Genomic DNA, 12,059 nt, shown 5'->3' on the forward strand with positions numbered 1-12,059 from the left:
GTAGTATTTTACTGCGATGTGATCGTTATTAAATCTATAAAAGTAAAGCAATTCAGCAAATGTTGACCAAGCAGTAAATCCTGCCATAAGGGAGAAAGTTAGCGATATAAAGAACTCAAAATCCCATGCAGGTATTATGTTCCCCCAGTTTTCTTTAAAAAAACCGCCCATTCCATACATTAATGTAAATATTATAAATCCAGCTATTTCACGTATATATTTATGTGGGCCATAGTATGGAGCATCCCAATTGAGCTTGTTATTTGAGGATGCTACTTCATTAAATTGTGAATCGAGTAATTCATCAATTACGTCAACTGTAGGGTTTGTTTTCACTGTTTCGATAAAGTCATCAGTGAGTTGATAGCTGAAAAAGTTAGGCTTCATAGTCTCTTTATTCACAATAGTTATCACACTTCTTCAGTAAATACATCGTGTGTCATTTCTAGGGTTTCTTTATTTATGGTGACACGGTTAAGCGGGGTGCCTAATTCTCTGGATTTTTTGTGTAGGTTTACGCTAGACTCATCATCTTCTGATTCATAGTATTCGACGTCATAGCCCACCTTTTTATTAATTAAGTTAATTATGTCGCTCATCTTTTCATGGTCATAGAGATATAAGCTAATACTTGATGTTTTTTCATACACATATATGTATTCGTTATCACACCTTGCTACTTGTTTTTTTATGAATAATTCAAGTTCATTCTCCTTATTTATTTTATGAATATAAAGAATTGAGTTGTATGGTATTATCTGGTAAATCTTCCTTCGTTTTATATTTGTTAGGTTAAAGCTTATTAATGCAAAACCACCTGCACCAATAAAAATAATCGGCCCGAAAAATAGCGCAAGAAAAATACAAGTAATTGACCCTAACCACCCAACTAGCCTCGCAGCTTTGAAAGAAAAATCGGGTTCGTTTTTATAACTTTTTACTGCAATAAAGTTATCATTAAACCGATAGAAGTAAAGGAATTCAGCAAATGTTGACCAAGCAACATATCCAGCCATAAGGGCAGGGATAAGAGATATAAAATACATTCCGTCCAATGATGGGATAACATTACCCCAATCTTCTTTTAAAAAACCACCTATTCCATACATAAATAAAAAACCAAATATTCCAGCCATTTCTCGCAAGTATCTGAAAGGACCATAGTTTGGAGCATCCCAATTGATCTTGTTATTTGAGGATGCAACCTCGTTAAATTGTGAATCGTATAATTCGTAAATTGCGTCAACTGTAGGGGTGGTTTTAACTGTTTCGATAAAGTCATCAGTGAGTTGATAGCTGAAAAAGTTAGGTTTCATGGTCTCTTTATTCACAATAATTATCACACTTCTTCAGTAAATACATCGTGTGTCATTTCTAGGGTTTCTTTATTTATGGTGACACGGTTAAGCGGGGTGCCTAATTCTCTGGATTTTTTGTGTAGGTTTACGCTAGACTCGTCATCTTCTGATTCATAGTATTCGACGTCATAACCCACCTTTTTATTAATTAAGTTAATTACTTCATCCATCTTTTCATGGTCATAGAGGTATAAGCTAACACTTGATGTTTTTTCATAAATATATATGTATTCGTTATCACATCTTGATACTTGTTCTTTTATTACTAATTCAAGTTCATTCTCCTTATTTATTTTTTGAATATAAAGAATTGAATTGTAGGGTATTATAAAATAATTATTTATTCGTTTTATATTTATCAAGTAAAAGCTCGTTAGTGCAAACCCGCCTGCACCAATAAAAATAGTAGGCCCGAAAAATAGCGCAAGAATAATGCAGGTGATTGATCCCACCCACCCAATTATTTTTGCGGCTTTGAAAACAAAGTCTGGTTCATTTCTATAGTATTTTACTGCGATGTRATCGTTATTAAATCTATAAAAGTAAAGCAATTCAGCAAATGTTGACCAAGCAGTAAATCCTGCCATAAGGGAGAAAGTTAGCGATAGAAAGAACTCAAAATCCCATGCCGGTATTATGTTCCCCCAATTTTCTTTAAAAAAACCGCCCATTCCATACATAAATCCAAAGATTAGAAGTCCAGCCATTTCTCGCAAGTATCTGAAAGGACCATAGTATGGAGCATCCCAATTGAGCTTGTTATTTGAGGATGCTACTTCATTAAATTGTGAATCGAGTAATTCATCAATTACGTCAACTGTCGGGTTTGTTTTTACTGTTTCGATAAAGTCATCAGTGAGTTGATAGCTGAAAAAATTTGGTTTCATTTGTTATCGTGCTTTATGGGTTTATTTATGAATCATCACTTTAATTTACTGTTTGTAAATAATTAAATAAATTTCTACTATGCTAGTGTGTGCTGTGGTTGTTTTCATCCGTTTTCTTAGACGACAGGGCAGACAACAATAAAATAGTTGTAACGATGTAATTGATAATTCTATTAAGTGGGTTTATTTGGGAGTTTGACTGATAAAGATTGAAGGTAATATTGATGGTGATGATATCAAAAAGAAAAAGGCGAATCATACGATTCGCCTTTTATTGTTGAGTTTAGTTAATGTCTAAGGTTTAACCTTAATATTGACTATTAATCCTCAATATAACTCTCGATACTTGGGCAAGAGCAAATTAGGTTACGGTCACCAAATACGTTATCAACACGGTTTACTGTCGGCCAGTATTTCGCATCTTTAGTTTGAGCTGATGGGTAACATGCTACTTCACGGCTGTATGGGTGTGCCCATTCTTGCTCTAGCAGATCCACTTGGGTATGAGGTGCATTTACCAGTGGATTATCTTCAAGTGGCCATTCACCTTCTTGTACACGAGCAATTTCTTGACGGATAGCAATCATCGCATCACAGAAGCGATCAAGTTCAGCTAAATCTTCTGATTCAGTTGGCTCAATCATCAAGGTTCCCGCAACAGGAAACGACATGGTTGGCGCGTGGAAACCAAAGTCCATCAGGCGTTTCGCCACATCTTCTTCAGAAATACCCGACGCTTCTTTGATTGGGCGAATATCGATAATACATTCGTGCGCGATTCGGCCTTCAGTACCACGGTAAAGAACAGGGTAGTGTGGGCGTAAACGCTCCATCACGTAGTTTGCGTTAAGGATAGCCAGCTTAGTGGCTTCAGTTAGCCCTTGTTCGCCCATCATTGCAATGTATGCGTAAGAAATTGGCAGGATGGATGCAGAGCCCATGTTGGCCGCAGAAACCGCATATTGCTGCTGATCATTTTCAGCATGCTCAACGTGACCCGGAATGAAAGGTGCTAGGTGAGATTTCACACCAATAGGACCCATACCAGGGCCGCCGCCACCGTGAGGAATACAGAAGGTTTTGTGCAGGTTAAGGTGCGATACATCTGAACCGATAAAGCCAGGATTCGTTAGACCAACCTGTGCATTCATGTTCGCCCCATCAAGGTAAACCTGACCGCCCGCTTCATGTACTAGGTCACACACTTCACGCACCGCTTCTTCGTACACGCCATGCGTAGAAGGGTAGGTGATCATGATGCAAGATAGGTTTTCGCGGTGTTTTTCAATCTTCGCTTTTAAGTCTTCAACATCGATGTTGCCTTGGTCGTCACAACCGACAACAACAATTTTCATTGAAACCATCGCCGCCGATGCTGGGTTAGTACCGTGCGCAGAGCTTGGGATCAAACAGATGTTACGGTGGCTGTCACCATTGGCTTGGTGGTAACGCTGGATCGCGATAAGGCCTGCGTACTCACCTTGTGCACCAGAGTTAGGCTGTAGCGAGAAGGCATCGTAGCCTGTTACTTCACACAGCATTTTAGACAAGTTAGTGGCGAGTTCATCGTAACCTTTGGTTTGGTCTGCTGGTGCGAATGGGTGTAGTGCACCAAATTCAGGCCAAGTCACAGGGATCATCTCGGCGGCTGCGTTGAGCTTCATGGTGCAGCTGCCTAGCGGGATCATACCGTGGGTCAGTGAGTAGTCTTTGTTTTCTAGTTTTTTCATGTAACGCATCATTTGCGTTTCACTGTGGTAGCTATTGAAAACAGGGTGCGTTAAGTATTCGCTAGTACGACGACAGCTTTCAGGAATAGCCGCATATTCGTCAGCTGCAATGTCAGCCGTGAACATGGATGCTTTTAATGCATTGCCTGTCAAAATGTGAAGTAGTTCTTCAACATCTGCCACTTTGGTGGTTTCATCAAGGCTAACACCTAGCTGAGCATCGGCTTTACGAAGGTTAATGCCTGCATCGAGTGCTTTTTGGTAAAGTTCGTTGGTTTTCTTGCCCGTGTTTAGCGTTAGGGTGTCGAAGAAGCTTTCGTGTGCGAGTTCGATGCCTGAATTACGTAAACCAGCAGCAAGAATTGCCGTTAAGTGGTGTACTCGACGGCCGATTTTACGTAGGCCTTCTGGTCCATGGTAAAGGGCATAGAAAGCCGCCATGTTAGCCAGTAGCGCTTGTGCTGTACAAATGTTTGATGTCGCTTTTTCACGGCGGATATGCTGCTCACGCGTTTGCATCGCCATACGCAGTGATTGGTTACCTTTGGCATCTTTTGATACGCCAATAACACGACCCGGCATCGTACGTTTGTGCTTGTCTTTAGTAGACATAAAGCCAGCATGCGGGCCACCAAAGCCCATAGGTACACCAAAACGTTGTGCGCTACCCACAACCACGTCAGCGCCCATTTCTCCTGGCGCTTTCAGAATGGTGAGGGATAGTAAATCAGCCGCTACAGTGACCAGTGTTTTCTTCGCGTGTGCTTTTTCAATGATGTCGGTAAGATCTGTGATTTCACCCGTTGTACCAGGGTATTGCAGCAGCGCACCAAATACATCGTGGTTATCAAGTTCTTCTGCGCTGCCTGTGATAATTTCAAAGCCAATGAATTCAGCACGCGTACGAACAACATCGACGGTTTGTGGGTGAATGTCATTTGAGACAAAGAAGGCTTGGCTTTTGTTTTTACCTGCACGCTGACAAAGGGTCATGGCCTCAGCGGCTGCGGTTGCTTCATCAAGTAACGAAGCATTGGCGAGTTCCATGCCTGTTAAGTCCATGATCATTTGTTGATAGTTCAACAGTGATTCAAGACGACCTTGAGAGATCTCTGGTTGGTAAGGCGTGTAAGCCGTATACCAACCTGGGTTTTCAAGCACATTTCGCAGAATAACGTTTGGCGTAAGTGTATTGTAATAACCCTGACCGATAAAACTCCTGTTGATGATGTTTTTACTTGCGATTTTTTTTAGTGAAGCAAGCATATCTGCTTCGCTTTGAGGCAAGTCAAGCTGCATTGGCTCTGGTAAACGAATGTCAGCTGGGACAGTTTGTTCGATCAGCTTTTCAACGCTTTCAACGCCAATGGTTTCAAGCATGATTTTTTGCTGTGCTGAGTCTGGGCCATTGTGACGACCAGCAAAATCGTTGTCGTCACTGAGTGCATGTAGCAGAGTCATATCGGTCATGGTTCTTTCCTGAACAGTTGCTACCAGTATCGTGAGCTGATACTGGCTGGATAATCTTAAATTAATACCTGAGTTACACCGCGGAAATACAGCTCAGTGTGTTATTTACGAGCAGTATTTGCTGTGTGTTGGTATAAAAACGGCTTTCCGAAGAAAGCCGATACGCATTAATCTTCGATAGTCTCTAGGTATTTCGCACCGTCGATAAGCTTAGCAAGCTCTTCAACGTCTTCAATTTTGATTTTTGCAATCCAACCGCCTTCGTACGGTTCTTCGTTGACGAGCTCTGGGCTGTCTTCTAGCTCTTCGTTGATCTCAACGATTTCGCCAGTCACTGGTGCGTAAATGTCAGAAGCCGCTTTTACAGATTCAACAAGCGAGAAGGTTTCACCTGCTTCTGTTGAGTCGCCAACGTCAGGAAGATCCACGAATACCACATCACCGAGTAGGCCTTGAGCATGGCTAGAAATCCCCATAGTAATCGTGCCATCACCGTTGTCGCGTACCCACTCATGGCTTTCAGTGAACTTCAGTGTATTTTCCATGTATAACTCCTTGCGCAATGTATCCGTTTTCAATGTTTGTATCAGCGTGATGGTACTCACGATGACATAATTTTTTTAGGGTGTTGAGAATAGCTTAAAAGCACCTAACAAGTGCGTAACATACAACGCTATAGAGAGGTTATCAAACGAAAATTTCCAATAGTGTATTATTGGCCACTTTAATCTTGGTTACAAATAGCAAACGTTTGCGCTTGTGGTGTGGTTTGATTATGATTTAGGCGATTAAAACAGGGTTATCGCCGAATTAAACGAGTAAGTATTTAGTGTTCAAATGGATGTGCAAGGCTGATTTACAAGGCTTAGCAGCTGATACCTTTTTTACTTAGTTGATAAGTATTGAGTGGGTGTATGAAAAGAAAAAGCATGTTAAGTCAATTTAATTGGGCGAGTTTCCAATAGGAAACTTTGTAGTAATTCTGTTAGTGAAGTCATAGTTTTTATTGCTTAAAGTGGTTTAGTTTTATGCTCACTGTGACAGAATAAAACCAGTTTACCGCCAAGGAGGGGCGTAATGAGTGAGGATACTCAGCAAGATATTTACCCATCAATGATGGTTGCCCGAGAGCGTGAATCGACCAAGATTGAGCCTTTACAGCTGGGTAAGCGATTAAAAGAAATTCGAATGTCGCACGGTTTGACATTAGAAGAAGCCAGTAAAAGAACGGGATTAGCGCGTTCAACACTTTCTAAAATTGAAAACGAACAAATTTCACCAACTTTTCAAGCGATGCAAAAGTTGGCAGGTGGCTTAAATGTTGATATGCCTCAGCTTTTTGCGCCTCCTCGTCAAACAAGAACAACGGGGCGACGTGACGTTACGCTGGCAGAACAAGGTAAACCACACCCAACGTCGACATACGAACATGAATTACTAGCAACCCAGTTAACCAATAAAAAAATGATGCCATTTAAGTCGCAAGTGCGTGCTCGGCATTTTAGTGATTACCCTGACTGGATTCGTCACGATGGGGAAGAGTTCTTGTTAGTTTTAAATGGTGAAATTACATTTTTCTCTGAATTTTATGAGCCAGTCAATTTAACCGAAGGTGATTCAGTCTATTACGATGCCAATATGGGGCATATGCTGATTTCAGTGAGTGAGAAGGATGCCAACATCTTATGGGTGACGGCATCCTAGTGATATTTATAGTTATCACTGAATGTAATTACAGAGATGATCATTACGCTTTATTTCATCAAAGAAAGATGAGAAATGCAGAAGCAGTAGGCCGATATTTCATTCGAGTTCAATCTTGATATTAATTTCGTTTATGCTTGTTTTTCTGCTTAATAATCCAATGTTTTTACTGATAACAGAACAGTAAAATGGTTATCAACTAGAGGCCATCGCTGAGTTGGTTGTTCTTAACAATTTCGCAAAGGTGGATGTTAAAATCTTGCTGTTGATCGGTGTTTGTGTGCTTAAGATCACGTCTTTATTTTCCTAAAGGTTGCGCCATACGAAAGACAAACTCAATTTCATCTGGTTTGAATGCAATATCTGGATTGGAATGAAGCAATATTAAAGGGTGCTTTTGTTTAGCCCCGTAACGCATGACCTTACGACGATAAAGTAAGGCGGTAGTGTGATGAGTGGCATAGTCACCTTCGCATAATGTAATGGATAACACGGCCGTACGGCCTACGGAGAAAGAAAAATGTCTCAAGATCTTCTGGTGACACCGCTACACGCTCTTCATATTGAAATGGGCGCAAAAATGGTACCGTTTGCAGGGTATGACATGCCTGTACAGTACGCTCTTGGTGTACGTAAAGAGCATTTACATTGCCGTGAGCATGCGGGGTTATTTGATGTATCGCACATGGGACAAGTTCGTCTTCATGGCGCTGATGCTGCGAAAGCTATCGAAGCATTAGTACCGGTAGATATTATTGACCTGCCTGAGGGTAAGCAACGCTATGCTTTCTTTACTAATGAACAAGGTGGCATCTTAGATGATTTGATGGTCACTAACTTTGGTGATCACTTGTTTGTTGTTGTTAATGCGGCGTGCAAAGAGCAAGATATCGCACACATTCAAGCGCATCTTCCAGCTGATGTTGAGTTGGAGATTATCGAAGATCGTGCATTACTTGCTTTGCAAGGGCCAAAAGCTGCCAATGTGTTGGCGCGTTTAAATCCAGCGGTGAGTGACATGGTATTCATGGATGCGACGAAGATCGATCTATTGGGTGTTGAGTGTTACGTAAGCCGCTCTGGCTATACTGGCGAAGACGGTTATGAAATTTCAGTGCCAAATGACAAAGCAGAAGCATTGGCTCGTGAGTTGCTTGCGTTTAGCGAGGTCGAGTGGATAGGCTTGGGTGCGCGTGATTCATTGCGTCTTGAGTGTGGTCTGTGTTTGTACGGTCACGATATTGATACAACCACTACACCTGTTGAAGCGAGCTTATTATGGGGCATTAGCAAAGCGCGTCGTGCAGACGGTGAGCGTGCGGGCGGTTTCCCTGGTGCAGATTTGGTTCTTGAGCAAATCAAAACCAAAGATGTTGCTCGTAAGCGCGTTGGTTTGTTAGGCCAGTCGAAAGCGCCGGTACGTGAAGGCAGCAAGCTATTTGATGCGGCCGATAACGAGATTGGTATTGTTACTAGTGGTACATTCGGCCCTTCAAAAGGAGCGCCTGTAGCAATGGCATATGTGAAAACAGATTGCGCTGTGATTGGTACTGAAATTTTTGCAGAAGTACGTGGCAAGAAACTGCCAATGACAGTTGAAAAAATGCCATTTGTACCACAACGTTATTACCGTGGCTAAATTATAGGTTCACTGAATATGAAGTAACTAAAAGGGGTGTTTATCACCTCTTTTTTTGTGTTCATTCGTAATGAAGACCTAGTAAGGTTATAACTATTTTTAGGCTAATTGAAAAACTAATTATTAGGGTTAAATATAACGAGCAAAGTAGCGTGAATAATGATGGAAGATTTAATGAAAGGATAAACAAATAGGCTATGTGACATTTAATTCGTTAGAATAGAGTGAATACGATAGTGATTAACGCGACGGTATGCACTCTATTAATAATGACACATAGCACTGAGTTTAATGTGAAGCATTTTTGTACGCCGACTTAAACATAAGTTGAAAACCATCTTGTGTTAAATCTTTCGCGCTGATCCCGGCTTCTTTTAGGCGACGGTAACATTCACCGAGCGCTGCAATCGTTGCTTCTTGCTGTTGTGCTTTTAGTTGTCTTCTGTTCATTTTATGATACCTAACTGTTATCTGTAATAAGTTAAAGTTACATTATGGGTCATAATTGACCTCTTTCCATGAATGAAAGCTGAATGAAGTACATTATTCATCCATGAGGACAAATTCATTTCAAAAGGCTATATGGCTCAGACATAGATTAGTTATTAAGTAAAAACTCAATGTCAACGAAGTGTCAGGTTTTTATCCACCCAAAGAATGAAAATGAAAATCAAAATAAATTGATGTCAAATCTTTTGTTCATGGATTTATTTTATTAGATACTTCTGAGTGTTACTTATTCTTGGCTTTGCTTATCTACATCATGTTTCAAAAGTAAAAATGCGTCACTATGCAAATAACAATTTTTATGCGTTATGGTGATTATGCTCTAAATAAAATAATGATTTAAAATGTCTTTTGTTTGATTATTGCGACTAAGTTACGATTAGTTGCGCTCGGAGAGTTTGCACTTCAAATGCATAAATATAGTGAATGGCAGTGCGCAAATTTTGGTTTTTGTTTGTTCAACATCAACCAATCTGCGTTGGTGCTCGAGAAAGTAATAGAAAAAAATATTTTTTATTTATGAAATTTACACGACGAAATCGCAGTTAGGATGAGTGGGACTTATCTTTGAATGTGTGGCTACTGTGGAATTATCCGCGCCTGACGTACAGACGCGGTTTTTTAAGTGTTATTTATCACGCTGTATGTAGGTGACCTTGCTGAGAGATTGGCCGCTAGTGTCGTCTGTAGCCGTGAATTTTACAGTTTGAGAACGTATTTGCGGAAGTGAAACAAATACGCGTCCATATTCATCTGTTTTGGTACTCCCTAAGCCATTAATATTGGTGGTAACTGTCGCTCCTTCGACTCCTTTACCATTTTCGCTGACCGTTATCCACGCGCCATCATTAACTGATGACACATTCATACGATATTCAGCTGCAGCGGCAAACGACATGGCTAACCCTGCCATAAGTAGACTAGCTCGGATCATTTTCATAGTTACCTCGTCTTCTCGTTATACACGGAATCTTATTAATTGTGGCAGTAAAATCCTCATATAGCAGGTCATAACTATTCAATTTTAGAATGTTTAATCTTAATTTTGTTTGTGGGGTCTATGCTTATGGTGCAACCCACCTATAAAGTTTTAATGAGTAGAGCTCTTTTGTATTAATTGACTCTAAGAGGCGCTAATATCGGGTTATTTCACTGTTTATACATATCAGATATGAATGATATTTGAATAAATGATTTATGTTGTTTTGCTTTGATTTAGGAGTGATCATGAAGCGCCTGACTTGTTTACCGTTAATACTGGTTACGAATATTGCTTTTGCTAGCGATGTAAAACCAAGCTTTGAATGCACTAAAGCTTCCGGAGAAGTCGAGAACTTAATTTGTCACGATCAGGCATTAGCAACGCTTGATCTGCAAATGGACGATTTATATAAGCAGGTTCTGCCTGTTATCTCTGAGCAGGCGTTGGCGACTTTTAAAGCCTCTCAGCGTGGCTGGATAAAAGGCCGTAACGACTGCTGGAAATCGGATGATGTTTATCAATGTGTGAAAAATAGCTATGCATTGCAAACTGAAACCTTGGCAGAGAAGGGAGGATTGCTCGTAAATGACACCCCGACTTATTACCAGTGTACTGGCGGAGTACACCCAGCGCTTTCCGTACGCTTCTACCAAGTCGACAATCAAGCAAAAGCGATACTCCACTATGGGCTAGATAATGAATTGTTAGATGCAACCGTAAGTGCCAGTGGCGCTAAGTACATCAATGATAGTGCTAGCTTTTGGTCACATAAACAAACCGCAAGTGTGCAAGTTGAACGGGATAACCTGAGTTGCAATTTAGTTACTGAAAAACCTAGTCCAATGATCTCTGCACTTGATATTTCGAATTTACAGCAGGCTGAAATTATAGGGGTGGGCGAGGGGAATGAACCTAAACGACTATGGCGTGGTATATGGGGAGAAGACTGGCAGAATTCAAGTACTTCAAATGTCGATGACGGTTATTACAAAGTGTCGCTAACCTTTGCAGGGGATCTCGTGGCTTATGGCAGTGTGATGAACAATCAAAAAGTTCAAGCTGCTGTGATCACCGACTTTCAAACAAGTGGGTCAGGACGTTTTTCGTACCTATCACTATTCGATGAGCACTTTGATGCGCAAGGCTATGGCGAAGCGAACAATGTTGCAACTGCGCTTATTGGCGATCGTGTTCAAGTTATCGATCTCTATGTTGAGCCACCATATATTGTTGTGAAATCTATTCAGGCGGGTGAACAAGATCCTATGTGTTGTGCTGGCGATCTTGTGACGCAATTTTGGCAATACCAGAACGGAAAGTTAGTACAGGATGACAGTAAGCTGCAACGTAGCCGCATTAGTCTGGATGTAATCGCAGGGAAAGCCTGGCATTTGGTGGAGAAAGGGCCATTACCTGCGTCTAAAACGACCCTTTCGGCGAGTACTTTGAAGTTTGAGGAGGGGCAGTTTGTTGGTTCGACAGGCTGTAACAACTACTCTAGTAAAGTACAAAGCTCAGAAGGCAAAACAGAGATAAAACTCGCCACCATTGCTACCACGCGTAAGGCATGCCGAAGTGACGAAAGTCGACAACAAGAAAAAAAGTTCCTTACTGCGTTAGCTAAGGTGGAACGCTATGGTTTTTATGCGGGTCAACTCCATTTGTTTTTGGATGATACTGAAGGAGCTGACGTCATGGTTTTTGATCTTATAGAAGATAAAACTGTAAGTGAAGATCTGGATAGACCATAACTTTGAATGGATAGCTATGAAGATAGCTTGG

At 40.9% G+C, this 12,059-nt stretch carries 10 protein-coding genes and 1 pseudogene; 3 read left to right on the plus strand and 8 right to left on the minus strand.

Features of this window, described 5'->3' with window-relative positions:
• From L4C35_RS13495 to gcvH, 5 genes and pseudogenes are all read right to left on the minus strand, one after another.
• A pseudogene (locus tag L4C35_RS13495) lies at positions 1-402 on the minus strand (hypothetical protein); the annotation flags it as partial.
• Positions 403-410: 8 nt separating this feature from the next.
• Positions 411-1,316: a hypothetical protein gene (locus tag L4C35_RS13500; RefSeq protein ID WP_428463368.1), complete on the minus strand. Its 906-nt coding sequence runs from the start codon at positions 1,314-1,316 to the stop codon at positions 411-413.
• A gap of 23 nt (positions 1,317-1,339) precedes the next feature.
• Entirely contained in the window at positions 1,340-2,245 is a 906-nt protein-coding gene (locus L4C35_RS13505; protein WP_428463369.1) for a hypothetical protein, read from the minus strand.
• Positions 2,246-2,565: 320 nt separating this feature from the next.
• A complete protein-coding gene (gene gcvP / locus L4C35_RS13510) occupies positions 2,566-5,445 on the minus strand; it encodes an aminomethyl-transferring glycine dehydrogenase (RefSeq protein ID WP_428463370.1) in 2,880 nt (959 codons plus the stop codon).
• Positions 5,446-5,612: 167 nt separating this feature from the next.
• A complete protein-coding gene (gcvH, locus tag L4C35_RS13515; protein WP_428463371.1) occupies positions 5,613-5,990 on the minus strand; it encodes a glycine cleavage system protein GcvH in 378 nt (125 codons plus the stop codon).
• A gap of 532 nt (positions 5,991-6,522) precedes the next feature.
• Between gcvH and L4C35_RS13520 the strand changes: the two genes are divergently transcribed.
• The gene (locus L4C35_RS13520; protein WP_428463372.1) at positions 6,523-7,149 is read left to right on the plus strand and encodes a helix-turn-helix domain-containing protein; all 627 of its coding nucleotides are present in this window, start codon (positions 6,523-6,525) and stop codon (positions 7,147-7,149) included.
• A gap of 298 nt (positions 7,150-7,447) precedes the next feature.
• Here the strand turns inward: L4C35_RS13520 and L4C35_RS13525 are convergent, their stop codons facing one another.
• Positions 7,448-7,678, minus strand: coding sequence for a hypothetical protein (locus L4C35_RS13525; RefSeq protein ID WP_428463373.1), 231 nt, complete (start codon positions 7,676-7,678; stop codon positions 7,448-7,450).
• On the opposite strand from L4C35_RS13525, the gene gcvT reads away from it, so the two are divergent.
• On the plus strand, positions 7,670-8,788 hold the full coding sequence (gcvT, locus tag L4C35_RS13530) for a glycine cleavage system aminomethyltransferase GcvT (protein ID WP_428463374.1): 1,119 nt from the start codon (positions 7,670-7,672) through the stop codon (positions 8,786-8,788). The two genes, L4C35_RS13525 and gcvT, sit on opposite strands and share 9 nt — an antisense overlap.
• Positions 8,789-9,076: 288 nt before the next feature.
• Here gcvT and L4C35_RS13535 read toward each other — a convergent pair whose 3' ends face one another.
• Both L4C35_RS13535 and L4C35_RS13540 read right to left on the minus strand, forming a co-directional pair.
• Positions 9,077-9,238 carry a hypothetical protein gene (locus L4C35_RS13535; protein ID WP_428463375.1) on the minus strand — a complete coding sequence of 54 codons (162 nt, stop codon included), beginning with the start codon at positions 9,236-9,238 and terminating at the stop codon, positions 9,077-9,079.
• A 685-nt stretch (positions 9,239-9,923) separates the two neighbouring features.
• Positions 9,924-10,229 carry a hypothetical protein gene (locus L4C35_RS13540; RefSeq protein WP_428463376.1) on the minus strand — a complete coding sequence of 102 codons (306 nt, stop codon included), beginning with the start codon at positions 10,227-10,229 and terminating at the stop codon, positions 9,924-9,926.
• A 293-nt stretch (positions 10,230-10,522) separates the two neighbouring features.
• Between L4C35_RS13540 and L4C35_RS13545 the strand changes: the two genes are divergently transcribed.
• Entirely contained in the window at positions 10,523-12,028 is a 1,506-nt protein-coding gene (locus L4C35_RS13545) for an META domain-containing protein (RefSeq protein WP_428463377.1), read from the plus strand.
• The last annotated feature ends 31 nt before the right edge of the window (positions 12,029-12,059 follow it).

Origin of the sequence: Photobacterium kagoshimensis (assembly GCF_050337045.1) — a bacterium.
In the GTDB taxonomy this organism is placed as follows: Bacteria; Pseudomonadota; Gammaproteobacteria; order Enterobacterales; family Vibrionaceae; genus Photobacterium; species Photobacterium kagoshimensis.